General features: G+C 59.2%; 18 protein-coding genes and 1 pseudogene. 10 read left to right on the plus strand and 9 right to left on the minus strand.

Annotation, left to right across the window (positions count from 1 at the left end):
• The 3 genes and pseudogenes from YUU_RS0141360 to YUU_RS0141370 form a co-directional block, all read right to left on the minus strand.
• Positions 1 to 1,270 (minus strand): annotated as a pseudogene (locus YUU_RS0141360) (hypothetical protein); the annotation flags it as partial.
• A gap of 469 nt (positions 1,271 to 1,739) precedes the next feature.
• Positions 1,740 to 3,938: a di-heme-cytochrome C peroxidase gene (locus YUU_RS0141365; protein WP_027527487.1), complete on the minus strand. Its 2,199-nt coding sequence runs from the start codon at positions 3,936 to 3,938 to the stop codon at positions 1,740 to 1,742.
• A 130-nt stretch (positions 3,939 to 4,068) separates the two neighbouring features.
• Positions 4,069 to 5,442: a hypothetical protein gene (locus YUU_RS0141370; protein ID WP_245288270.1), complete on the minus strand. Its 1,374-nt coding sequence runs from the start codon at positions 5,440 to 5,442 to the stop codon at positions 4,069 to 4,071.
• Between the two features lie 913 nt (positions 5,443 to 6,355).
• On the opposite strand from YUU_RS0141370, the gene YUU_RS0141375 reads away from it, so the two are divergent.
• Positions 6,356 to 7,381, plus strand: coding sequence for a hypothetical protein (locus tag YUU_RS0141375; protein ID WP_156944816.1), 1,026 nt, complete (start codon positions 6,356 to 6,358; stop codon positions 7,379 to 7,381).
• Between the two features lie 129 nt (positions 7,382 to 7,510).
• Entirely contained in the window at positions 7,511 to 10,171 is a 2,661-nt protein-coding gene (locus tag YUU_RS0141380; RefSeq protein ID WP_027527490.1) for a hypothetical protein, read from the plus strand.
• A gap of 45 nt (positions 10,172 to 10,216) precedes the next feature.
• Here the strand turns inward: YUU_RS0141380 and YUU_RS0141385 are convergent, their stop codons facing one another.
• Together YUU_RS0141385 and YUU_RS0141390 are read right to left on the minus strand one after the other, a co-directional pair.
• Entirely contained in the window at positions 10,217 to 10,513 is a 297-nt protein-coding gene (locus YUU_RS0141385) for a hypothetical protein (protein ID WP_027527491.1), read from the minus strand.
• A 220-nt stretch (positions 10,514 to 10,733) separates the two neighbouring features.
• Positions 10,734 to 13,205 carry a bifunctional diguanylate cyclase/phosphodiesterase gene (locus tag YUU_RS0141390; protein ID WP_027527492.1) on the minus strand — a complete coding sequence of 824 codons (2,472 nt, stop codon included), beginning with the start codon at positions 13,203 to 13,205 and terminating at the stop codon, positions 10,734 to 10,736.
• Positions 13,206 to 13,804: 599 nt separating this feature from the next.
• Between YUU_RS0141390 and YUU_RS0141395 the strand changes: the two genes are divergently transcribed.
• The 4 genes from YUU_RS0141395 (at position 13,805) to YUU_RS0141405 (ending at position 16,684) form a co-directional block, all read left to right on the plus strand.
• Positions 13,805 to 14,032 carry a hypothetical protein gene (locus YUU_RS0141395; RefSeq protein WP_051390176.1) on the plus strand — a complete coding sequence of 76 codons (228 nt, stop codon included), beginning with the start codon at positions 13,805 to 13,807 and terminating at the stop codon, positions 14,030 to 14,032.
• 312 nt (positions 14,033 to 14,344) lie between these two features.
• On the plus strand, positions 14,345 to 14,926 hold the full coding sequence (locus tag YUU_RS60625; RefSeq protein ID WP_051390177.1) for a hypothetical protein: 582 nt from the start codon (positions 14,345 to 14,347) through the stop codon (positions 14,924 to 14,926).
• Positions 14,923 to 16,095, plus strand: coding sequence for a hypothetical protein (locus YUU_RS60630; protein WP_051390178.1), 1,173 nt, complete (start codon positions 14,923 to 14,925; stop codon positions 16,093 to 16,095). The genes YUU_RS60625 and YUU_RS60630 overlap by 4 nt, the downstream gene beginning before the upstream one ends.
• Before the next feature lie 73 nt (positions 16,096 to 16,168).
• A complete protein-coding gene (locus YUU_RS0141405) occupies positions 16,169 to 16,684 on the plus strand; it encodes a lipocalin-like domain-containing protein (protein WP_027527494.1) in 516 nt (171 codons plus the stop codon).
• 538 nt (positions 16,685 to 17,222) lie between these two features.
• On the opposite strand, the gene YUU_RS59535 is transcribed toward YUU_RS0141405, so the two are convergent.
• Positions 17,223 to 17,552 carry a hypothetical protein gene (locus tag YUU_RS59535; protein WP_156944818.1) on the minus strand — a complete coding sequence of 110 codons (330 nt, stop codon included), beginning with the start codon at positions 17,550 to 17,552 and terminating at the stop codon, positions 17,223 to 17,225.
• Between the two features lie 801 nt (positions 17,553 to 18,353).
• Entirely contained in the window at positions 18,354 to 19,247 is an 894-nt protein-coding gene (locus YUU_RS0141415; protein WP_027527496.1) for an ArdC family protein, read from the minus strand.
• A gap of 315 nt (positions 19,248 to 19,562) precedes the next feature.
• On the opposite strand from YUU_RS0141415, the gene YUU_RS57595 reads away from it, so the two are divergent.
• On the plus strand, positions 19,563 to 19,931 hold the full coding sequence (locus YUU_RS57595; RefSeq protein WP_027527497.1) for an IS110 family transposase: 369 nt from the start codon (positions 19,563 to 19,565) through the stop codon (positions 19,929 to 19,931).
• Between the two features lie 220 nt (positions 19,932 to 20,151).
• A complete protein-coding gene (locus YUU_RS57600; protein WP_156944819.1) occupies positions 20,152 to 20,463 on the plus strand; it encodes a transposase in 312 nt (103 codons plus the stop codon).
• 603 nt (positions 20,464 to 21,066) lie between these two features.
• Here the strand turns inward: YUU_RS57600 and YUU_RS0141440 are convergent.
• Positions 21,067 to 22,059, minus strand: a complete 993-nt coding sequence (locus YUU_RS0141440) for an ABC transporter substrate-binding protein (protein ID WP_084801849.1) — start codon at positions 22,057 to 22,059, stop codon at positions 21,067 to 21,069.
• Between the two features lie 398 nt (positions 22,060 to 22,457).
• On the opposite strand from YUU_RS0141440, the gene YUU_RS59540 reads away from it, so the two are divergent.
• Together YUU_RS59540 and YUU_RS0141445 are read left to right on the plus strand one after the other, a co-directional pair.
• Positions 22,458 to 22,964, plus strand: a complete 507-nt coding sequence (locus YUU_RS59540) for a hypothetical protein (RefSeq protein WP_156944820.1) — start codon at positions 22,458 to 22,460, stop codon at positions 22,962 to 22,964.
• A 14-nt stretch (positions 22,965 to 22,978) separates the two neighbouring features.
• Positions 22,979 to 25,057 carry a hypothetical protein gene (locus YUU_RS0141445; protein ID WP_027527502.1) on the plus strand — a complete coding sequence of 693 codons (2,079 nt, stop codon included), beginning with the start codon at positions 22,979 to 22,981 and terminating at the stop codon, positions 25,055 to 25,057.
• A gap of 446 nt (positions 25,058 to 25,503) precedes the next feature.
• Here the strand turns inward: YUU_RS0141445 and YUU_RS60895 are convergent.
• The coding region (locus tag YUU_RS60895; RefSeq protein ID WP_027527503.1) for a hypothetical protein at positions 25,504 to 25,755 on the minus strand (252 nt) is incomplete at its 5' end.

A 25,755-nucleotide genomic window follows, 5' to 3' on the forward strand; every position in this document is an offset into this window, starting at 1 on the left:
AGGGCGTCGCGAAGCTCGTGTACTCGAAGTAGACTGTAGACGCGTCCTCAAGCCCGGCGAAGCCGCGCGCTAGGCCGGGACCAGGCAAGCTGACCTCGCCGTCCTGCGCCCCGTCTTCACGGAAGACACGAACCCGCGACTTCCCGTGATGCAAGTAGTGCGCAAAGAACCGCTCCCCGCCGCANGTGACCGCGAGCAGGGGATCTGTGGTCTCCGGGATGATGATGCGTGGCGGGTCGCCCAGGCGGCCGAGGTCGAAGGCGACCAGACGGCGGTTGGGCGCGCCTTCGTTGGTCAACACGTAGAACACCGCACCCTGGACAGCCACGAACCGATTACTGGCGAGCTGGTCCTGCTTCCCAATGAAGATCGGTTTGAATCCGTCCTTCGGCCGAGTCAGGTCTTCGAAGAGTAGCGTCGCCCCACCACCTTCGAACCCTGAGTTGACGATGAGCAAGCGGCCGTCGGCAGAGACTGATCCGATGAACATGTGGTCAGGGTTGGCCTTATTCTCATAAACGAGCCGATCTTTGGCCTGAGGTTCGCCGAGCCGGTGGTAATAGAGTTGCTCGCCGGCGTTCTGGGCGCGGAACTCGTGGTCCTTCGGCGGCTTGGGGAAGCGCGTGTAGTAGAAGCCCCGACCAGCGTAGTCCCAGGCGAGCGTACCGAACTTATTCCAGCGCACCTCGTCGGCGAACACTTTGCCGGTCGCAGTGTCGATAACGCGCCAAGTGCGCCAGTCGGAGCCTGCGTCATGGACGGCATAGGCCACGAGCCGGCCAGTCCGCTCATAAGCGACGTCAGCGATCGCGCTAGTCCCGTCCTTTCTCCACGAGGACGGGTCAATGAGCTTCACGGGTTTTGCACCGTTGCCCCGGACGACCCAGAGCGCGGCCTGTTGGTCACCGGAGCCCCTACGGAAGAAGAATTCGCCGCTGTCCCGGCGCACCGGCCGGCTCACCGTCTCGATATTGAGGAGCGCTTCGAGTCTGCGGTGGATCGCACGGCGCTCAGGCACCCTTGCAAGATAGCTCTTCGTCAGACGGTTCTCCGCCTCGACCCAGTTGCGCACCGGGGGCGAGGTTTGAAGGTCGGCCTCTAGCCACTGGTAAGGATCGTCAACTCGCGTGGCCCCGTACCGATCGTTCCTCGGCACGACGGGCGCAAGAGGATAGCGCAGACGGACCGCGTCAGCCCCCGAAGCGAGACCGATGCAGGCCAGGGCGGCGACGGCCGCGCCTATAGCCAATTGTCGGAGGCGGCGGGGCATATGCAGACTTTGCTCATTTCTCAATCCGTAGGCGCGTCGCCGACGAACCCGAGCATTAGTCGTGCCAAAGAAGAACCCCCTTTGAACTACAACGTGGTCGCCCCAAGCTGCCTGTCCGCATCTTCACACTTCGTCGCACATCGGACACCGGGCGCGCGCGTTGCAACAGGAGGGTTATCGAAAGTTTCCCTCTTGCGGAGTGCAGTTGGCCCTCCGTAGCGCAATGCCGGCACTGCCCCACTATGGATCAGCAGACTCTGGAATGGCATGACTGAGTGCATTGGTGGCGGCAATCAGGCTTCTTGATCACTTGGTAAAAGACAGAGGTGGCGCATACTAAGAGCTTTTTCTGGAGCAAGACCGATAGCATCAACTACCGCAAGCTGATGTCGAGCTCGTTGGTGTAGGGGTGCCGACGGCAAATCTGCTACTCGCTGGCTCCCGCAAGGCGGCGCTGACGCGTACTGCCTCACAGCGTTTTCAGATATTCGATCAACGATCGCCGTTCGTCGTCGGTCAATTCCGGACCGATGACACCGGACGGCAGCTTCGCAATGTCGGTCTCCTTACCCTCGAACGAGTGCCCGCGGTTGCTATTACCGAGCCTCGACACGTCGAAGTCCGTCAGGCCAGCCGCACAGGCGTCATCCTTGCCTGCCTTGGTAGCGAGGCCAACATTGACAGGATCGAACTCGCGGCTGCCGACACAGAACGACCTCGGCCGCCTGTCCTGAGGCAACAGCATGTCGCGTAACGTCGGGACAGAGCCGTTATGCAGATAGGGCGCCGTCGCCCAAACGCCGTCGAGCGGGCGCGCAACGTAATGCGGTGCGGCGGCAAGCACTTCCCTGTCCTTTCCGTTGCTGCTCGCGCGCGCAGCAACAAATACACGCGGATTCTGGCAGTTCTGCCTCGGACCCGACATCTGCCGTTTCAGTTCCTCGGACGTACCGTTGGCGATGTACCATTGCTCGATGCTCTTGCCGACCACGTCCATCAGAGCCAACACGAAGGGCACGTCCGAAACCTCTTCATGCAGCAGGCCGCAGCCCCCGGTCTTGTTCAAATCATCGATAGGGGCAAGGCCAAGCGATGCCGGCAGGTGGACCCGGCGTTCGATAAGGACCCGGGATTGCTGGCGGTCGGTGCCGACTACACTCAACGGCACCTGCACCCCGTTGAAATAGTGCCGGTCGCCGATCGCGATCCAGTTCTTCTCATTCTTGGCGGCGCGGTCCGGATTTTCTGCCTTCCAGAATGAATCGTTCGGGTATTTCTGGTCGAACTCTGCGTCGTCGACCGGGCCACGATGGCATTCGAAGCAATGCGCGCGGTAGAGATCGCGTCCCTTCTTGACCAGCTTGGCGTCGATCGCCCACGCGGCGTCGCCCGGAAACTTCGCATGCGCATCCGTCCACTTCGGCGCGAGAAGGCCGTTGAATTTTGTCGCACCACCGCTCGCCTTGAAGGGATCGGTACCGCGTAGCGCTTCTTCAAACCGGACGAGATTCTCCATTTTAACCGAAGAGCCGAACAGCGGCCGGCCGGGCGCGGCCGTTGTCATGTTGATCCGGGCACTGACGCCCAGCGCCTCGCCGGCGTTGCGGACCAGTTCGTTGAAGACTGAGGCATCGTACTGCGCCCAAAGGAAATAGGGCGTGTCCCAGATCGGCGGAAAACTCACCGGCGCATCGTGGCGCGCGAGATTGCCCGCAAGGGCGGGATCCGGGAGTGCCCCGCTCTTCTTGTCGAGGAAGTTGGTGAAGAAGACCTGGTTGCCGATGCGGTTGAGCGCATCGAGCCGGCCAAAACCTTCATCGAGGTGATCGGCTTTTTGATCTGCGAGGAACTGGGTTTCGAGCTCCTTCTGGGCAAAGATGCCATCGAGCGTATGCTGCAGATCGTCTCTGAGCTTGCTGCGATCGACCGGGTGGCCTTGGATTTCTTCCAGTCGGCTGGCGAAGCGGCTGAACCGTCCCGGTATCTTGAGCGTATAGCCGATCGACAGCCCGATCGCGCGCTCGACCTCGCCGAGGTTGACCATCGACGGTCCGCCATCGAACCTGATGCTGACGTTCTTGTATTCAAGATGGCCGGTGTGACAGGCGGCGCAGGTCAGCCCAAGTTGATCGGCGGTGTCCTGCTCGCCGGTCGTCGGATCGACGGCGTTCCGCAGCCTTGCGAAACCCACCGGCAATCCATCTGGATTGTCCGGCAGACCAGGTTGCCAATCGAGTTGGGCGGGGTCGGCCTTTGGCTCCTCACCGTGATAGCCGTAGCGGGGAGCGTCGCCGGCAAAACCTTTTGAACTGGGGCTCGGGATAAATCCGAGGCGACGGAGATAGTCATCATCACGCAGGCTGTGGTGCGACAGCGACAGCTCCGGCCTTTCCAGCGCCAGGAACCATTCATACGGAACGGGGATCGTCGTGGTCCCCTGCGACGTATGGTGAAACCAATAGCGCTTCTGCCAGGTCCAGTTCTGCGGCAGCCAATAAGCCTGTTCTATTTTGGACGGCTCCGGAAGCGTTGCGGGCAGTACCTGGGCCACGATGCTTGTCGCGCCCCCGATCTTGAGGGCGATGTTCCGGAGCTTGTCGGGCACGAAATACGCCAAGCCGATCCCGGTGACACCGATCGCAACTATCGCGACCGGTAGCGCCGCCACGTGAGGCCAGCGTTTCGCCCAGCACCAAAGCCCGCAGAAAATCGACCGTAACCGCCCAAGCAACCAGCCCATTCGGATCCCCTTGTTCAGGCCTTCGCCGGCAAGCTCACCTCCGGCAAAGCCGCCTGCGCTATTTGTTGAGCAACTGGCTGTTGATGAAGGAAACCACATCGGCCGTCTCAGCAGCGGCACGACGCGTGATCGTCGCAGCTGCCGGGCCACCCTGCAAAAACGACGGGAACCAACCGAAATTGCGGACGTTCCAGTTTTCCTTTGGCAGCACGGTCCTGGCGACGCCAGGCACCACGAAATTCTTCACGTTCTTTGTCAACGGCTGAGCGGTTTCGGTGTGGCAGCTCACGCAGTCGGTATTGAAGAAATGGCTTTGCTTCGGATCGGCGATGATATTGACGATCTCAAGGACACGTTTGTCTGCCACGTTCCCGTCGATGAAGGCGGATGTCGACACGCCCTTGCGATCGGCTATCGGCAGGGCAGGATTCTGCAGGGCGGCGTGACGGCAGGTAATGGGGTTCTGATTGTTCGTCGATGGCTGCGGCACGACGTGCTTTCCACCGATTATGCTAAACATCTGGGCGGCGTGCAGGCCATCAAGCGTCGGACCGGGCACCGGTATGAAGCCCAGCTCCGGCACTTTCAGCATCGACACGAATATCCACGGCTCAGGTGGGTCGAGACCCATCACCGCCATGGTGTTGAGGCGCTGCGGCGAGAGATGCTTTTCCAGCAGGGCCTTCAGCGCATCCCGAAACGGCTTTGCTGAGGCTCCCAACAGACCGGGATGCACTCCCATGTCGCCCGTGGTCGCAACCCTGGTCCCGCCGAATTTCCCGGCCGCCAGTTGATCGCGCAAGGCTGCGACGTCGCGAATGACGGCCTTGAAGGCGTCGTCATCCGGTTTCGATCGCGGAAACGGCGCGCAACCGTCGAGTGGCGGATCCGGTGGGAGACTGAAACTGAAAATCAGATGCCCCGCGGTGTCATGAACCTTGAACCCTTCCGGTCCGTTCGTCACCGGCTGAATGATGAGGCGGATTTGCGGTTGCCGGCCGAACTGCGCCACGATCTCCTGTGACAGGCCAGGGGCACCTGGATCGATCCGAATACCGGCAATGAACCAGGCTTCGATCTTCTTCACGTCGTCAGGCAGGCGAATTCGATGCACGCCGGAATCTGGCGCCCCGGAACGTTCAGGGTTTTCCGCGTTGGCGACAAAGTGCGCAAAATCTTCATCCGACCAAAGCCGGTGCGGCGATCCCGTCGGCCCAGCGAGATCCGACAGCGCGATTAGATTGGTCAGATCAGCGGCAGTCTTCGGCGGCGGAAACAGGATCGACACGTCGTTGGCCGAAAGCGGCTTTGACGCCGTTTGCGCCGACACCATTGCGAATCCCGAACCCACGGCCACCGTCAACGCTGCTGCAATCACCTTAAATAGAATCCAGAGATTTTTCGGTTGGCCCACATAATTGCTCGTCGACATCAATATCTCCCCCAATATTCAAACGCCTAGCCCGAAGCGGCGATGCGCGTAATCTCATCGCCGACAACTGTTGCATCGAGCCACCGCGGACGGTCCCGCAGCTGCCCTCGCTAAAACTACGGCAAAGATTAACAGCGAGATCGAGCTACCCAGCCGATCCAGAATGAAGCTCAATGTTGTCCGGCCAAACGGCAAAGAGATCTTGCATTGCTCCCACTTGAAGTCGGCTCATGAGACAATCTCCTATTGAGGAAAACACTGCCGCCATCACTAGTGCAATATGCTTACACTTCGATGTCAGGCCACAATCCACAATCTCGCCCCCGTGCCGGCGAATACATCGTTTTGATAGATCATAGGCCTTCAGATAATGGACGAAGCGTCATTGACGACGATAGCGTGCCGACGCTTGCCCGCGCTCGTGAAGGCAAGAAGAGGAATCACTAAGCGCTATCGTCGATCGAGCCGAACTTATTTCAAGGATTATTGACATCGGATCGCGCGGAGAAAATGCGTTTTTGGAAAAGTAACGACGAGAAACTGCGCGCGCAAATATGTCCTGCAGAGACCCGGTGGGTTACTCCGCACGCTTTCATGCATGCTAAGTTCTAATGAGTTTGCGAAATCAGGGCTGCGACTGCACTCCGATTGCGGCATCAGTCCTTCGATGTTGCCGTTCAGCCACGGGTTGAATATTTGTCCCTCGCCCACACCGCCCCAGATTGCAAATAAGCAGAGGGCTCATAGTCTCCTCGTCGATTAACTCCGAACTCACCTGTTATAGCGGCGCCGCCGGTTGATGGTTGGGACGCACGTCCTTCAACATCATCCTCTTTTTGCAAGCCTGCACTTCGACTGCCCGTAAATTCGTATCTGCCTACTTGCATTCTTGAAGATCACTTTTGGGGTCCACATGGCTTCTGTTTGGCACCGGTTGCTTGACGTCTGCTCGATCGACTTCCTCAAAGGCTTTGGGAAGCCGATGGGAGGGAAGCTATCCACAATCTCGATGGCCGCTGCATTGGCAGGCTGTGCAATTCATCCGGTCCAGCAAGATGTCACCGGAGTGCGAACGCCTGATCTCGTGCAATATATTCGTTGCGAAAGCCGGCTTGCCATCCAGGACAAGGCAACCGCACTTTTCCGCAAAGAAGATCCGACCAATCCCCTGATCGATGAACTTGACGCGATCCACGGAAAACCATGGCCCCTGACTCTGAGAGCACGCTTGAACGGGCGTGAGCGCGCCATCTATGACCGATATATCAAGACTGGCATTGCTTACGATTTTTCGTTCGACATTACGGAAGATAATGGGGCGTCCGCCGCTGTCGACCCCGTGAAGTTGTTCACAAACGGTACGGCAGGTCTTGGTTTGTCCGCGAGCGGCGATTTCAGGCGAGAGAATCTCAGGCACTTCGTCGTCAGCGAAACGGCTGAAGACCTCTTGCAAAACGGTCAGATGAAATGCGATCCGGACTACAAAACTTCAAACTATGCATACCCGATCGCGGGCAAGATCGGCATCGATGAATTAATCTCGACTTTCTTCGACCTGAATGAAATCAGAAACCTGTCGCCGGACAAGACGAGCGCGACGGTATTTGCCGATACCCTGACGTTTACGACGACCCTTGCGGGATCGGCGACCCCGCACGTTATTGTTGCTCCTGCAGGCAACCACCTGGGTCTCGCAAGCGCCGCGAGCCTCGGCGCCTTCGGGTCGAGGGTAGATAAGCACTCACTGATCATTGGCTTGTCGTTGGATGCTCCGAAGGGAACGGTCGTACGACAAACCGCGGCGGCGATCGTTGTGCCGGGATTGGCAGGACGGTCTGCCCTCCAAAGAGCCAATGTGCGTTCGGCCAACGAGCAGAGCGCGCTCGACGCTGTCGCTCAGGCACGCGTCGACGCCTATTTGGATCGTGCGTTTCGCTAAAGAAATAGACCGTCTCGCTTTTCATCACTGCTGAATCGAGCCTTATCCGCTGTAACGGGCTGCTTTGTAGTCACCTCTGGACAGGCCTGATGCGTACAACCGTCTCGTTGAATGCCGGGAGAGCTTAGGATGAATCGACTGAACCTGGATCCTCTGGGCGGCTCGGTCGCCCTCGTGACATTGGTCTATCTTCTCTTGCGTGCTGCGTTCGGACCGGTCTGGGTCATAAATATCGTGGGTTGGATCGCCCTTGTGGGACTATGCATCCTCTTTTTTCGGCTCGCGATGTATCTTCGCGAACTCGTCAAGGTGCTGCTGGCCATGTGGCTACCAGTCACAGTTACGACATTGGCGGGCATTCTTCTGTTCTACGAGGGACAGGGTCGCGACCTCGGAGTGGGTCTGCTCGGCGAAGGCCAGGGGAGACTCTTTCTGCTGTTCTGGGTCCTCGTCTACTGGGCCGTCAACAACTGGCATTCGGCGCGATTGGGCCTCAACTATGCGTTTCCCCAGCCGACTGGTGCCGAGCGTTGGCTGTTCTGGCCACCACGGCTGCTCGGGGTCTGCGCGCATTTCTTTGCGGCGATGAGCCTCGCCCTCGCCGCCTGGGGGCTGACTTCCTTTACGAGGGGAAGTTCGTCAGTCGCCAAGCTATCGGACCTTCTCGTCTTCACCGCGCCGATCGTCATTGCCCTCGTTACCGCTTCGGTCTGGGCGTTCGACTATTCGATGATTTCTCGGAGACCGGGGCGCTCCCAAAGAACGATAGAATTCGCAAGGTGGCTGAGAATCCTCATGCCCCTGTGCGCGTGTGCGCTCATCGCGTGCCTGGCTTTCGCGAGTTACTTCGACGCGTTAGCTGAAGGCCTTCTACCCGGCACCCTGTGGATCTCTGCGTCCGCATGCATGTTCCTGGTCTTCGTCAGTATTGAGCGCAACACCTTCTCTGCCGCTCTTTCGAGCCATGCCGGGTTCACGATCGGCCTTGCAGCGATCGCTTTCAGCGTCGGCACAGCGATCTGGTATTCTCCGACCGGCGTGGGCACCTTGCTTGGATCGCTGAACGTCTGTCTTTTCGGCTTCGCCGCGTCTCTTGCGGTCCTCAATCTGTTTGGGCTGCTGGCTAGCTGTTTCATTGATGCGAGCAGGGCCGTTGAGCGCGTGCGAGCGGCAGCATCGGCAATAGCCTTCCTCCTTGTGCTCGCGGCCCTCAACTCCGTGCTGAGAGATTTCCATCGCGTGCGGCTATGCACGGTTGAGGTCTGCTCGGCCGCGCCGCCGCTGAAGGCGTGGTCGCCAATCAAAACGCCCAGTGACCGACCGACCGTACGGCAAGCTGCGCAGGCCTGGTACAAGCAGGCGGCTGCCTCATACGCCAGTAACCCGGCTCATCTGGGCAAGCCGGTGCCGATGATCGTTGTTGCCACCGCCGGCGGCGGCATCAGAGCGGCCTACTGGACGGCGACCGTTCTTGAGCGCCTGGAGGTCGATCTCAAGGCACGCGGAGAGAAACTCGAGAATCTCATCTTCGCGATTAGCGGCGTTTCCGGTGGAAGCGTGGGCGCGATGGAATATGTGGCTGCTCTACACGATCGAGCCGCCTCAGGCAGCCATGCCGTACCTACGGCGTTTCTGCAAACGGACTTCCTTGCAGCGTCCATTGCCAGCCTGGTCTTCGTCGACGGCCCATCAAACTTTCTGCCGGACCTCGGTCAGAACGATCGCGGCACAGCCCTCGAGCTTTCGCTGGAGAACAGCAGCAGCGGCTACCTTGCCCATTCGTTTCTTAGCTTCTTTCCTGACGCAAATTCGGCGAGCGAACGCTGGACACCTTCGCTACTCCTCAACGCTACTCACCAGGAGACGGGTCGTCGGATCATCGCGAGCAATCTGAAGATCGAGCGTGATGTTTTTCTGGATAGTTTCGACGAACTCGATCTCGTTGGTTCAGATATGCGCGCGAGCACAGTGGCCCACAACAGCGCCAGGTTCACGTACGTTTCGCCGGCGGGCAAGCTCGAACCGAAAGGAGGAAACGGTTTCCTTTTCGGTGAGACGAACCGCGGCTATGTGATCGATGGTGGATATTTTGAGAACTATGGTGCTGTGACTGCGTTGGAGCTAGCCCGCGACGCCCGCCGGTGGATCGAAAAAGAGAACGGCAATGGCGCCGTAAAACTCGTTGTTCTGCAGATCAGTAGCGATCCGACGCTCACAAAGGAACGTACTCGGGTTAGGATCCGTGAAGACGACGTCTTGGGTTGCGTCCTCACTACTTCCGCTCCTGCAGTTGGATCGACAGCCGCGGCAAAATTCCTGCCATTCAAGGACAGCGGCTGGAACCTGGACACCCGTCGCTGGGAGAAGAATGACGGAGAGGGATGGGTCGTATCTTATCTGAATGAACTCGCCGCACCTCTTCAGGGCGTTACAGCGGTCCGTGATTCTCATGGCACCTTGGCCGCAGCTGAATTGGCGGCCTCGGTGTGTGCAGAGCGGGATGCCCTGCGGCACGGAGCGAAATCCCAGCCGGCAGGATTCAACCTGCTCCTGCGGACGACAAAGTCACAGGAGGCTGAAGCGACCATCCAGTCTATGCCGGCTCGGCCGGGCGCGGAACCACATTTTGCCCATTTGGCTATGTGCGAGGTCTCGGAGAATGGCGAAGCACCGATCGTCCCCCCTTTAGGGTGGGTGCTGTCCGGGCGAATGCAAGCGAACTTTCCGAACATACTCAAGGACTGCGGCAATGATACGGAGCTCAAAGGGCTCGAAGCAGCACTCGATTGAAGCTAGCCGGTCGCGCCGGATACCTCGCGCAGCCTTCACGTGTATCTACGCATCAGTTTTGATCATCACCAACACATCACCGGTGATGATTTCTGGGTCTCCGAGATGAAGATCATGCAGGCTTGCTTGAACAAATTCCAAGACTCTTTTGTTCGCGGCAATGGCGCTTTCACGATCCTCGAATGTCATCACCGCAACACAGACGCCCTCGCCTCCATCGAGAACGTAATACGACTTGAATCCGTGCGACTCCCTTAGGATCTGGCCGATGCCGCTCTTCGCGCGGCGAGCGGCATCCGCAACCGAGCGAACGTTGGTGTACTTGCGAAGGACCATGTACATCGAAGGACCACGCGCTCCATTTCGTCGCGCGCATCAAAGCATATCCTGCGACCTCTGGACTAGGCCTACTTCCAATATGGGCAAGCTCCGACACGTCATAGTCGCCAAATGATGAAGCGTCTTGCCCGGATCTACCGAACGGCCGAGGACTCGTTCACACGTCCTCGCTTGCAGATGGAGACAGCTCCATCTGACGAACCGAGTTGTCAGGAATACAACTTTACGCCGCCCTGGATTCCCGCGCGCCAAAACGAAGCAACAGCTGTTCGATCTCCGCGGCTGGCCGCGCGGCGCTAAAGAGGAACCCTTGCACCTCGTTACAACCCTCGGCACGGAGCCAATCGAGTTGGTCGGTTGTCTCCACCCCTTCGGCAGTCGTGGTAATGTTGAGGCTGCGCCCGAGACCCGAAATCGCGCGCACAATGGCAACGCAGTCCGTACGTTTGGCGAGATCCTTCACGAACGACCGGTCGATCTTGATCTTATCGAACGGAAACCTACGCAAGTAGCTCAGGCTCGAATAGCCGGTGCCGAAATCGTCCAAGGATATGGAGACGCCGAGTTCACGTAGTTGGTGCAAGATCGCGATGTTGGCCTCGGTCTCGGCCAGGAACACCGATTCGGTGATTTCCAGCTCGAGCCGCTTGGGCGGCAAGCCCGAATTGGCTAGCGCCGAAATCACGATCTGCACCAGGTTGCGGCCGCGGAATTGCACGGGCGACAAGTTGACGGCGATCCTGACCTCGGAAGGCCAGTTCACCGCCTCGTTGCAGCCTTCGCGCAGCACCCACTCGCCGAGCGGACCGATTAGCCCGATATCTTCCGCCACCGGGATGAACTCGGCCGGCGAGATCATGCCCTTGTCCGGATGGCGCCAGCGCAACAGCGCCTCGAAACCCGAGATAGTGTCGCTCGCGATATCGACTACGGGCTGGTAGTGCAGCTCGAACTCGCCATTGGCGAGGGCGCGGCGCAGGTCAGACTCCATTTCTCTACGTTGTTGGGCCTGACGATCCATCTCGCGCTCGAAAAAACGATAAACGCCGCGGCCATCGTCCTTGGCGCGATACAGCGCCATATCGGCATTGCGCATCAGTTCCTCGTCGCTGGTGCCATCGCCTGGCGACAGCGCGATGCCAATGGAAGCGCCGATGACGATTTGATTGCCGTCGATCTCGTAGGGCGCGCTCAAGGCGCTGATCAGCCGTGCCGCGCAATCGCTCGCGTCCACTGGCGAAGTGTCAGCAGCCCGCATGACGGCAAATTCGTCGCCGCCTAATCGTGCCGCGAGATCGTTGCCGCGCATCTGCGAACGCAGCCGGTCGGCCACCTCCTTGAGCAGGCGATCGCCCGTAGGATGGCCAAAGGAGTCGTTGACGCTCTTGAAGAGATCGAGGTCTATACAAAGAACCGCGACGCGCTCGCCCAGCGCATGGCTGGTTTGGAGCGCGTCGCGTAGCCGCGCTTGGTGCAGAGCGCGGTTGGCCAGGTTGGTCAACCCATCGTGGTTGGCCATATGAGCGATGCGGGCTTCGGCCTTGCGGCGTTCGGTAATGTCGGCGACCGCCACCAGATAACCCTCCCGCTTGTCGACCATGAGCCGCCGCCCGTAGGTAAGAACACAGATCTCACCGCCATCTGCTTTCACATGGCGCCAGTGTCGGTCGGACTGGCCGGTCTTGTCGATATTCCGCAGCGCGCATGTGTAGCTCGCCCACTCGTCCTTTGGCCAGATCTCGTGGGCTTTCATTTGCAAGAAGGTCTTTCGGGGATAGCCGTAGTGCTGCACGGCTGCGTCGTTGACCTTCAGAAACGCCATCGTCTCGAGATCGAGTACCCACATCGGGATTGGATTGCTGTCAAACAACAGCCGAAACGAGGCCTCGCGGCGCTTCAAGGGAGTAACATCAGAAATAACGACCGACACGATGTCCGCGAAGACCGTCACTCCCAGCCGCAAGCTGCGATCATCGCTTTCGATCTCAAATTGGTAACCCTCGTTCTTCGAGACCGCAGCTTTCAACTGCGCGATCACCGCTTCCGATCCGAGCGGATGATCAGAGGTGCTCAGACGTTGCCGCTGCAAGCTTCGCTCCGCGACATTGAGCAGTTTTTCTGCTGCCTGCTTGTGATGCACGATCTGAAAATCAAACGGACTGCTCGTTGCGTCACGAATGGTTGAGAGTGCGATTACGCCATCATCTGTCGTTGAAAAGATCGCATCGAGCAGGTTGTATTGTGCGCCGCGCTGGTTGACGTAGGCACCGACGAGCGTGCCGCCCCAGCGCGAGAATGTCGGCAGCGCCAGCACGTCGTAGGTTCGCATCATGCCGTCGCGCATCGAGTGGGCGGTGGCGAGGTAAGGCCGGCTATTGGCAATCGCATTGCCCGCCGCCTCGGTCAGAGCGGTGGCGCAATCCGGCGGCAGGGCCTCCATCGGAACGTCCCAGCCCTCATCGCCCAGCCACTTCTGCGCATAGCGGCCGGTCCGCGAGACGGCGAATGCGCCGTGGTCGCGCTTGAGCAGCATCATATGGTCGGCAAGCCGCCCAAGGCCGCCCAGCATCACGTCTTCGTAGCGCGCAAGGTCTTCGCCGGGTCTGAGCGCAGCCTGCCACTTGCGCCGCAGGATGGGCACGTCCTCGAACATTCGTACGTCGATATTTGCGGCTTGCTTCTTGGCACCACTCATCATGCGTCCCCTGGATGCAAGTTCTCTGCCCCGGGGCGCATCAAATGCGGCGTGGATTAATTCGCTGTAAACGTTGAAGGTGAGTCGCGGCGCACCGTGAATTGCGACAGTTCTAAATCGGCTGATGGTTAGCGTGCGTATCATGGAAGCACGAGAAACTTGTCCGCTCGCGGTCCTTTTCGCGCGAGCATGGTGAGCGTTTGCAAAAGTCTCATCGTCTAACGCGGTCGCCTGAATGCAAGTCAACGCAGAAAATCCTCGGCAAGGCACAAGAAGTCGACGCAAATCTACCGGCGAGCAGCGTTATGTTCGGTAGATCATTTCTATGAAAGCCACTCACGGACGCTCTCCGTCCGATTCGTACCAACTACAATCTGGCGCTCGGCCGGAATTTCTCTAAATTTCGTTCCTACCAAGGGCAAGGATGCGAGATTGAAGCGACGCCCTCCCCAGCAAAGCGCAGGCCGGTTTCGGCTTTAGCCAATCACTTTATTTCCAGACGATGATGTTGTCGTCTTGCTCCTTCAGCCTCTGGGTAGAGACCCGTGCCTAAACAGCCACTCGCCCCGAGCGTCGCCGATCTGGCTCCTGATGATGCAATGCTGACGCCCTATGACTACGAGCACTTTGGCACCTATCTGAACCTGCTGGTGGCCGACGCAGACGGCACTGATTGGCGGGAGGTCAGTCGGATCGTGTTACGCATCGATCCCATGCAGGATCCACAGCGTGCTTGGCAGATCTACAGCAGTCATCTCGCCCGTGCCGTATGGATGAGTCAGCAGGGCCATAGGCATCTTTTGGGCGATATCCCAAGCCTTCACTAAGAGCTTTTCACATCTTTCGTTTGTGATGTCGTGAATATTGCGATTGAACAGCAAAAAGTTTTCGAGACTACCGTCATCGGATTCCAAGACGCGGCGTAGCCTTGGCTGAGGCGCTTGCATTCTGCTCGGCTCGCGTGTTCAGAGCGAGCTTCATAGCCACGCACTTTGCACTGTGTCCGAGTGGCGTCACGCGACCAACCGTCGCGCCCTGTTCGCACTCCTGTAACAGACCGCGCGCAGATTTCGCGCGCCAGCCGCAGCGACGTTAGCGCGGCCATCGCATCGCTCAAATTTCACATCAGGATACAGACAATGATCCTTCAAGCACTGCGCCCGTTGACCGGCCGTCCGCTCAAGTCCAGCCTTGCGCTTGTGTTACTTGCGTCCACAGCGCTTGCCTCCACGGTAGCGCGCGCAGGGAACGGCGATGTTCATTTCCACCGGGGTCATCTGCTGCTGAGCCGCACGGTCTATGACAGCAAGGCTACGGCCATCACGCCCGGCATCACCCAGCTGCCGCCAAACTGCATAGCACCTAACTGCGTCACCGCAACCGCCGATGGCACCTATCCGACGGTGTTCAACAACGTTCTGGCCGACGGCTCCTTCGGCATTACCGCCAAGATCGTGCTCGACGAACTGCGGCTCGACGGCGATCACGTACAATCCCTCGAGGTTCCGAACAGCACTGAGCGCGGCGTCACCGCGAACAAGGACCAGATGGTCACGAGCTTTCCGTCCAAGTCGGAGATTGCGCTAAACCTGTCGCTCGATCGCAGCGTCGTGTCGTTCATGGGGTACCTTGCCCCGGTTGGCGCGGTTGACGTCTCCAATTCCAATACGCCCGACGTGGTCGATCCGACCAATCCGGTGCCCGCCACTATTCCCGCGTGATTGCCGATGTCGACGAGAACGGGCACTTCCGCTTCACCAAGACCAACGCCTACAGCGGCAATAATGGACGCGCCGCGATCCTGAACGACATGAATGGCGCCGAGGTCTATTACACCACGGGCAACGCCGGCAACGGCAGCAATCCTCAGCCGGACGGCGTTATCATCGGTGCTGGCGCTCAGGTCATGAAACCTGCGCACGTGCCGCTCGATAAGCAGTCAGATCCGGGCCTGCCGACGCCGGTGGGCAGCTTCAACGTGACCCAGCTCGCCCTGAAGGCCGACAAAACGGGCAAGGATACCAACTTCCGCGGCCTCACCGTGTTCAACAACGTGATCTACGTGACCAAGGGCAGCGGCGGCAACGGCATCAACACGGTCTATTTCATCGACAATTCGGGATTCGACGCCAACGGCAAGCCGCTGGCCTGTCCGAACGGCGTTGGCTTGCCCAGAGCAACAGTATCGCTGCCCACCACGCCGATTTTCTACGACGCCACCAAGCTCCAATCCGCTGGCGTTACACCCTACAATATGTGTGTACTGAAGGGGTTCCCGACTAACCTGGCGAAAACAGCGACCTCCTTCCCCTTCGGCATCTGGTTCGCGGACGCCAAGACACTCTACGTGGCGGACGAGGGCGACGGCACCAACACCTACAATGCAGGCACCTACACGGCCGCCGCCGCCCAAACCGGCGCCGGATTGCAGAAGTGGGTGTTCAACGACACGACTGGCGCCTGGACGCTCGCCTACACGCTGCAGGCCGGTCTTGGTCTCGGTGCGCCTTACACGGTCGAGGGTTATCCGACCGGCAACAACGCCGCAACCAAACTGCCGTGGGCGCCCGCGACCGACGGCCTGCGCAACATCACCGGTCGCGTCAACCGCGATGGCACGGCGACCATCTGGGCGATCACCTCGACCGTGAGCGGTAGCGGGGATCAGGGCGCCGATCCCAACAAGCTCGTGAAGATTTCCGACAAGATCGCCGCGACTACGCTGCCCTCGGGCGAAACCTTCATCACGGCGCATAGCGCGCGCTTTGGCGAGGCGCTGCGCGGCATTTCGTTCACGCCCGGCACCGACTTCGACCACGACGAACGGGCCGAAGGCCGCGGCTCTTGCGGCCGCAATCATCACGACGACAACTGCCGCGACGCAAACTGATTAGCCCCTCTTGCGACGCCGCGCACATCGCGGCGTCGTAACCAATGAGCAGCAGAATTTTAAGGAGATCATTATGAATCGCAGGATGATTTTAGCTGGACTGATCAGTGCGACTTCCGCCGCTGGGATCGCGCACGCTGAAATGCGTAAAGATCAAATCATCGGCTCCTGGTCCGTTGTTTCGGTCGTCACTGAGACCGATGGCAAGAGCACCGAACCGTTTGGGCCGACCCCGCAGGGAATGTTCATCTTTACCGCGGATGGCTACTTTTCAGCGAATATCGTTCGACCTGGCCGGACGAAGTTTGCGTCCAAGAATCGTGAGGCGGGCAGCGCGGAAGAGAACAAGGAGGCGGTAGCGGGAAACATCAGTACTTTTGGCAAATACGTGTTCAATTCGGATGGGTCGATAACCCTCAGTATCATTGGCAGCAACTTCCCCAATTGGGACGGCACGCAGCAACGGCGCGCTGCGAAGATCGTTGGCGATGAAATGACTTACACCAATCCAACTCCATCTCTCGGGGCAGGCGTCTCTGTGCTGAAGCTGATGCGCACCAACAACTGGGAACCGGAATCGCCGAATTAAGCGTGCTGCGCTCGCTTGCAGTGTTATCGAGTTTGCGAGCCGATAAAGTATTCACGCTAAACGCTTGACTACGGGCAGGCGTGCCCAGCGCCTTTTTAAGCCTTGGGCACCTGTTCGCGCCCACCGCGTCCAACACATCGGCCTTCTGCATTGCCGCGATCGATCAGGCTGAGGGGCCGCTTCTCAGCGGCCCCTTGCCGGTTAAAATCTTGTTCGGGAATGAAATGCCAGCCCCGGCAGATCGCCACGTTAGCGGTATCCCGAGACCCGGGCGATTCCGTAGAACTACCGTATGGACGGCTGTCCTAATATCAGGTCACGACAGTGCGCAGAAACTGCGCGACGTACTCGGACGCGAACTCTGGATGTCGCGCTATGGGAATATTTGCGTTTGTGGACCAAGCCCGCCGTCCTCGTCAAAGGCGCTTCCGATTTTTCCTCCGCCAACCGGACGCGATATTTGCCAGAATGGCAGATGGCGCTTGGGCTTGTCGGACCACCAGATCATCAAGATCGTGCATTGTAGAAGCGGCGGCTCTCAGCCAAATATCCGCCGGCTCACATTGATGATGAAGCCGGCCGGCACCCCGATGATCGCGCCAACCAGGCCATAGCCGAAGGCCGCCCAAATCCCTCCGATCAGCGCACCGAGGAAGAGTCCGATCCCACAACACAAGAGCGTCATGCTCATCAAGGTCTGGTCGTTCTTCTCCTCAATCCGGTGCAGCTTCAATTCTCGCGGACTATGCACATAAGGCCCGAGCGGCTCGCTCGACCCACATGTAGGGCAAGCGACGACCGAAAAGGCCACCGGCGTCCCGCAGTCATAACAACCGATGAGTTCAAGCTGCGTCTTTGATTCTTTCATGCAGGCAATCGTATTGGACTGTGCGTGGCTGCGCTACGGCCGATCCGAGCGCTCTCATGTGTCGGGCTTGAAGCTACGATGGACCTTTTAGGTGCGAAACTGCTAACTCATTGGGTTCGTTCCGTATCGCTGACTGAGATCAGGCAGCAAAACAAGAAACAGTCTGCAACCTGCAGCGGCCCAGAACCACCGTTGCAATCTGGCGCGGAAACGCCTAGAGAAGCCGATCGTAGCAAGGACTTCAACTATGAACGACAACTGTTCATCCGGCTTGCTTGAATTGCAGGGGCTCCGGCTAATGCGGGCGTTTCTACACATACGCGATGAGGCCGAACGCAAACAAGTGTTCGAATTCGCTGAGCGGCTGGCGGAAAGGGCTCAAGGTGAGCCTGTGTCAAAGCCCCGGAGTGAATTAGCTTCATCATTGTCACCGACCGAGCCCCCACCTCGTCCGGCTTCGGCTTAGCTGTGCAACGCACTGCAACATGTCTCGATCAGCCTCGATCCCTATCTGCCCCCGCTGCAGGCAAGTGATGACCTTGGCTTCGCCACAAAGAGACAAGGGCCCACCAGTCTGGCGATGCTTCAAGTGCGAGGCTGGCTAATACTTGTTGATTTCGACTTGGCGACGGCGTCGCAGGTGCAGCGAATTGTCTGAGGGTTATGGATCATCTCCGCAAACGAACCAGCACCGTGATCCGTACGCACGCCAGCAAGCGCCCGGGCAGACAAGCATCACCGGCGCAGCCTTGGGCTGCGCCGGTGAGCAGGGGCTTCGATAGGGGCAGACGCCCTCTCCGCCTAAGCCGCAGCGCGCTCCTCCTGCCGCGATCCATGCAGGAAGTCCGCCGCGCGCTGTGCATGGGAAGATGCGGTGAAGATTGCGCGTTTGTCGTTCTTCAAAACGTTGATCCACGAGGCAATATAGGACGCATGATCCTCCCTCACCTCCGGCGTGAGGCCGAGATCCGCAGCGAGAAAGGCCGCTCCGAGTTCTGCGACCAATTCTTCCATCGCGTAGCCTTCATCACCAAAGCGCTTGCGACCAAAATCGCGATTGAGGCGCTTTTCGTGTTTCGTCCAATGCGTGCATTCATGCGCGAGGGTCGCATAGTAACTGATCGCATCACAAAAGAACTCGATGCAGGGCATATGAATGTTGTCAGTCGACGGCACATAGCAGGCGCGGCTGCCGCCATGGATAATGTTCGCGCCCGTCGCCGCAAAGAACGCTTCAGCGTGAGCAATGCGCTCGACAGTCTCGCTCGGCTTTTCCGGCTGGCTGTAGAAATGCTGCGGCAAGCCTTCAATCTGCTCAACGTTAAACACAGCGTAACCCTTCATGAAGGGAATGGCGCGTTCGGCTTCGTCGCCGGTCTCGGCGTCGGTTTCTTTGCGAATGATCTTGTTGGCGTAGACGACAAGCGTACCGCTCTCGCCTTTGCGAACATGCGCGCCGAGTTCGAGCGCCTGCTTGAAGGTCATCCAGATGGGCGCGCTGTACCCGTGATCGATGGCGGCACACCACAGCACGAGAACGTTGATCCCCTGATAGGGAATACCGTTGCCGCGCAGGGGCCGCGAGATACGTCCGTTGGCATGCTCGGCTTTCCATGGCTGGTGCCACGGTCGCACGCCTTTCTCAAGTGCGGACACGATTTGATCGGTGATCTTCTGGTAGACGTCGGTTTTCATTGGCCAGTCCTTTTTGGCGGTTGCGCATGCAACCGGAACTAGGCTAGCGCCAATGAGCGGGGGTTGGCCGTCAAAGCCCGGAAAACGAGCGGGGCTGGTGCGGGCCGGAGCGCAGCGACTACACGGCCGCCGTTTTCCGCCCCATGGTTTCATGGGGCCTGGGCTTGACGGTCGGGGGGCCGCAGGCCCTGAAGCATCCAATGAAATGAAGTCAGCCGCAGGCTGTCTGACTATGTTGCGCGAGCTGGGGTAATCTGATCCCAGCCTTCGTTACTCTGGTCTGGGACTGGTTCGGCCCAGCAAGGGAGACGCAAGATGGCTTTGTTCGTCGGACTTGATGTTTCGCTTAAGACCACGTCAATTGGTGTCGTCAAAGCAGATGGCTCGCCGGTATGGGAAGGCAAAGCCGACAGCGAACCGACCGCACTCGTGAAGGCCTTGACTGCATGGCGCGAACAAATCGCGCTGGTTGGCATCGAAGCCTGCCCTTTGTCAGAATGGCTCTACGGCGCGTTGCAAGAGAGCGGCTTTCAGATCGTGTGCATAGAGACGCGGCACGCTCAGCGTTTTCTCTCATCCCGGCCTAACAAGACGGACCGTAGCGATTCGCGCGGCATTGCCGAGATGATGCGGCTTGGCCATTATCGGCGGTACACGTCAAGAGCAAGGCTTCGCATATCCTGAGAACGACCTTGATTGCGCGTCGGAAGTTTGTCGATCACATGCTGGCGATCGAAGACACCGTTCGCGGCTTGCTAAAGGTGCATGGCCTCAAGCTGGGGCTTGTGCATCGCGCCCGCTTCGCGGCCAAGATCGAGGCCATGCTTGCTGACGCACCGGAACTGCGAATGGCAATCGAACCCTTGCTCGACGTGCGTAACGCCATGCGGGCGAGAAGGCCCTGTTGGACCGTCAGCTCTCGCAAATGGCCCGCAAGGATGAGGTCTGCAGGAGTTTGATGACTGTTTCGGGCGTAGGTCCAATCGTAAGCCTGTCCTTCAAGGCGACGATTGACGACCCCACGCGTTTCAAGGATTCGAGGGCTGTAGCCGCGTACCAGGGACTGACGCCGCGCGTCTATCAATCCGGCGAGATCGATCGCTCCGGCAATATCAGCAAGTGCGGTGACAAAATGATGCGCCACGCGCTTTACGAGGCGGCAAATTCACATCTTCGGATTGCGAAGAAGTGGTCAGTTCTCAGGGCCTGGGTGTGAAGCTCGCCCAACGCATCGGCGCGAAGAAAGCTTGCGTGGCAGTAGCCCGCAAGCTGGCTATCATCATGCACCGTATGTGGGTGGCGGGTACGGACTTCCGCTTCGGCCAGGCACCGGCCTCGCGCGCGGCTTAGGAATCGTTCCGGCGTAGCTACTGCTCTGCCGAGGACGTGGGGAAGGTTAGTCCGTTTCGATCCCTGTGCGTTCAGCACGTGCTGTGAGCTTGGACAACCTCGCCTCGCCGGACCCCATCATGGAGCGAACCGTTTGGTCGACTCCGAACAGAAGCGCGGACCAGGCAGCAGCAGTAAGCGGCAATGATCGCGACCCAAGGGGCGGAGATGCATTGCGGCTCCGGTCGCGGGCGTATGCCCGCGAGTAGAGCGTGACGACGAACGGCGGGCCGCCAACGCCAGACACCTCTCTTTTTGGGTTCAAAATGAGATATTGGCCGGCAAGCGTCGGACGGCCGCGATGGGCCATTTGCGGGCGTCGCGGCCATATTCGTCCATGGTCCGTTCGTACTTCGAAAGCCGACATCAGGGTGGCGATACAGAGAGGCAGCTAAGGGCCATTTCCGGACTCATGCGTTGCAGCAAGGTTCTAGTCGATCACCTCGTCAGCGCGGGCGATCAATCCAGCAGGTAATTCGAGGCCAAGCGCTTTTGCAGTTTTCAGGTTGATCGAGAGGACGAATCTCGTTGGTTGGGAGACCGGGATATCCGCTATCTTCGTGCCCTTGAGAACTTGGCCCACCGAGTTAGCCCACCGCTCAGGTATATCGCTGTCGAGGTCTTGCGTATAAGATAGGAGGCCGTGGCCGTTCTCGACAACGTCCGGATACCAACCAATGGACGGAAGCCGGTATTTCAACGCTAACTCGGCGATGAGATATCGGTGGGTGAAATTGCCACCGAGCCCGTTAGCCATGAGCGCCTCGGCCGACCGCTGAGCCATAGCCTCAAATGCGCGATGATAGTCTTCTTCATCGACCCAATGGTCCATCGGTATGCCGATAATTGATACTCCTGACGCCCGACCAACCTCGACAACGGAGTGCCCCCAAGCCTCTTCCCAATCGTAGCGGTTTGAAAGATAGGCAACACGCGATGCAGAGGGAGCGGCCTGCCGCAGAATATCGAGGTGCTTCCCTTGCATCTCAATCCCGGCGTCCGCAGCAATTCCAGTAATGTTGCCTTCAGGCCGGGCAGGGTTGCGCACAAATCCGGCGTCTAGCGATGGCATGTATGCAACAATCGGGATCGTGGATGTCTCTTTAGCGACCTGCGCTATGAGCTGGTTGTCCCACGTCACCATGATCACGTCGGGCTTTGATTGGACCGCCTTGTGTGCGATCTCTGAATATCGTTCAGGCTGATCCGCCGCGCCATAGATGTCCACGATCAGGTTTTTGCCCTCGGTGTAGCCAAGCTGGCGCAAGCGCTCAAGCAATCTCACGAAAAAGGGCGAAGGAGCCTTCGGGCGCGTCACGTGGACGCAGTACGCCACGCGATAAACCTTGGTTGGCTCGGCCGCCAGCAGCGCGCTCGCCGTTGTCGTGGCCAACAATCCTGCAAGAACATCGCGCCGTCGCATGTGACCCCCTCAAGGACCACGCCGTGGGACGAGAAGGTTAGCACTTTCTCACGGCGCGAGAACGGTAAGATGAGGACCGCAGGTCGCCTTCGGGTCAAAGTGAGACCTCCACACTCGATCCTGGGTTGGCCGCTTTTACCCTGAAACCGGACATCCCACCCTCCTGGCGAAAGGGGCTTGACCTCTGACGTTGGCCGAGACCCGCTCTCGCGGGGCTCGGTGACGCCCGCGCAAGCGGGTGGCGTAGAGCCCGACCGGCGAAGCCGTGCGCGCGTTAGATTCCCGCACACAACCTCGGCCTCGAGGGCCGAACTGATGGGGTTCTGGTCGTTATCGGACAGATGAGGATAGTAACGGTTTGAACGCGGCGGGCCCCCTGCGACGGGAGCAGCACCGCCTTGGCGCTCTTCGGTCAAGTGCTGCTCAAAGTCCTCGTGCGCGACCTGGTCTACCTCCCCTTGGGTGGCCGGCCCTACCTAATGTTGCGCCGTGTCAGCGTACGCCTGATGCCAACCTGGATCGAATGGATCACAATTTTTTGGAACGAATGGATCGAATTTGTTTGGGTCCACGCCAACCTCCCGCGTCCGAAGTTAGATCGTAACAAGTTCTCCACCTCAGCGCCAAAAGCGGGAGGAGGTGAATTTGATCAGGATAGGGCAACAGTCCCGCACGATCGCGGGCGACGACTTCGATCCCTGGCCGGCGCTTCAGCCGGCTGGGCTGGGGTGGCTCCATTCATCAACAGGCTCCACATTCACACAGATCGTGGAATTGCGGACCTACCAAAGCTGGGCGGCGGCGATCAGGGTAAGCACACCCCGTCTCGTCTTCTTCATCATCATTTGCACACCAAGGCGGATATAGGAAGGTGGTTGCCTGATTGCGCGCTGAGTAAGTTCTGAAGGAGGGATCGACGATGACGGACAGTCCGCCGCCCAAAAAGCAAAAGTACGGCTCATCCGGTAACTCTTCCGCCCAGCCGGAACCGGACCCCTACGAAGATGATGCGGCACTAATTGCTCTCTTCGCAAAGCAAGCCGAGGAACCCGGCTTCAACGAACGTTACGTGCTATCGATGAGGCGCGTCGCGCGAAAGTTTAGCGGATGGCTTCGCAAGACTGGAAGGCCGCCACTGGCCGGTCGGTTGAGCCAGCTGGATGGCGATTTGCAGGCCTATACGACCGCGCTCAGCGATTCTGACCGAGGAGTTCTTGATGTAACGTTGGAACACCTTCGAGCTGTCAGTGCCGGGAGGGCGATCGAGCGTCTTACCCCCGGACCCAGGGCCTCTTACCGGCAGAAACAGCTCTTCGAAAATGATGCGGAGCTCATTTCAAGAGTCGCAATGGAAGCGGAAAGAGGCGTCACAAAACACTACTGGGAGACGCTGGAAAGCGCAGCGCATAAGTTCGGCGTCTGGCTTCGCCAGACTGGAAGGCAGCCAATGGCCGATCGGTTGAACCACCAGCTGCATGCCGATTTGCAGGTCTATACGAGCACCCTCGAGCCTTCTCCGCGGCAATTACTTTCGCGGGCGTTGAGACGCCTTCAAAACGTCGTTGCCGGGAGGCCGGTCGGGCATCTTATCAGCAGCCGCGCTGGCCCCAGCAAAGCGATGTGTGCTGAGGATGAGAGGCTTATTTCCGATTTTAGGATGGCAGGCTTGCGTGTGCAACCAGAGACTGTCCGCATCTACGCTCGTGCTCTACGCGGATTCAGTAATTGGCTCCAGGCGCAAAAGAAGGGGTCGATAGCTAGCCGCCTGTACGACAATACGCTGACCCAGGATGCTGAATGCTATAACGTTTATGAGAACCATCTGTCGGCTGCGTTGCGGCACCTTCGAAAATTATGCCGCGAGCCGGCGCAATCGAGCGCCGGGCCGGGCACTCAGTACACGGTTGTCGCGCCGGATGTGTCCACGAGCTATGAACCGCGTCACGGTGCTCAAGTTATCCCGGCCTCAGCTGTGCTTCGGCCATTATCGCCTGCCAGACGTGGGGAGCCATCCTCGGCGTACGGCGGCTCGGCGGCGCCTGGCGCATCGTCGGAGGCTGCGGGATGGCCAGATGACTTCGGTTTCCCGGATGACTTCGTCCTCAGTAAGGGCGATCAAGAACTGTTCAAGCCGTTTCTGGACGATGCGGCGGCCGAAGGCGCTCCGCAGCACGGCGCATCGCCGGAGGCTGCGGGATGGCGAGATGACTTCGGCGTCCTAGATGACTTCGACCTCGGTGAGGGCGATCAAGAACTGATCATGTCGCTTCTGGACGATGCGGCGGCCGAAAGCGCTCCGCAGCACGGCGCGTCGCAGGTACCTCCCCCGTTTGTGGGCGGCATCGGCGATGCTTCGCCGCCGTGGGATCAAGCCACCGGACGATCTTCATTTGCCGGTACTTCGGAAGCGTCATCGAGTTTCGTCGCTCGCCCGTCGGAGGACGATTTTGGAAGGTTGGTTGGTTTGGGCTGGCAGCATGGCAGCCAACCGGCTCCCCACGAGCTCATCCGCGCACTCGACACACACGGACTCCTGCCGGGGCCGTGTCGGCCGACACATCTGAGGATCTTTGATCGATCGTATTCGGCGCGGTGGGCAGCGACAGGAAGAAGCGAGGTCGCGACCTTAAATAATTTACTCGGCGGTGACGTTATGCTGATTCCGGAACCCGGGTTTGAACACCAGGGACCGGTGGAGGTGCGCCCCGGAACTGTTCCATCATTTGCGGTAGCGGCATCGTCCACAGCCGGTGCATCGTCCTCCGGGCAAGGCGGTTCGCAGGCACTGTACGGCCTTCCGGACATCGGAGTGTATGTTCCCCAGGACTTTGCTCACGGCGACCAATACCTCCCAGATGCCATGCTCTGGCTACTGCGCCAATGGGACCTCCTGCCGACCGACGTTGAGCCCACGAGAGCGTTTGCCATCAGGAACGAGATCTACACGGCGCAGTGGTGTGATGAGAGCCTATATCTCAAGCATCACACTCGTCGCTGAACAATCCGACTGGCTGCAAGATGTGAGTCTGTGAGCCCGGGCCTTGCAGTGCCGAAGGGGCTGCCCGCCTGCCAATAGTCTCTCGGCGATCGGCCGAGAGTGCAACGACGCAAACCGGCGTGCGCCATGACCGGAACGATGCGCCATGGTTCATCGAGGGGCCAATCGATGGCGTGAGCTTCCGTACCTATATCGAGAAGTTCTCCTTCCGACCCTTAGGAGAGATGGCAAGGCACGCGAGAGCGGACAGAAGTATTTGAGCTATAGCCACCGCGTCGACGGTCTGAGCCCGCGGAGCGGATGGGGTGTCTGCTTGGCAACGACAGGGATGTCCGCCCGCAACTCTCAGGCTGGCGACGGTGACGGACGAGTTGGTCCAGTTGGATGAGGCGTGGGACTGCGGCCCGTGGTCGACGCCGCGAAGGGCAGCGCCGCGCCGCGCTAGGCTACCATTTCCATGTATCGGGGCTCGTGGCGGTAACAAGCACCCCGATTCCGTAGCGGCTGATGGTTACGACGGCATAGGTGTCGCCATCGTAACAATTCAGCTGGTACTCCCTGAACCGTTCCGACCAGCGCCAATAATCCCGGTTACCGCTCGACGGGAAAAACTGCTTTCGCGGCGAACCCCTGCCGGGCTCAAGACCATTGACATCGAGCTTGATCTCGTTGCCGCCGCTTCTCCACAAAACGTGCCC

The organism is Bradyrhizobium sp. Ec3.3, assembly GCF_000472925.1.
Classification (GTDB): Bacteria; Pseudomonadota; Alphaproteobacteria; order Rhizobiales; family Xanthobacteraceae; genus Bradyrhizobium.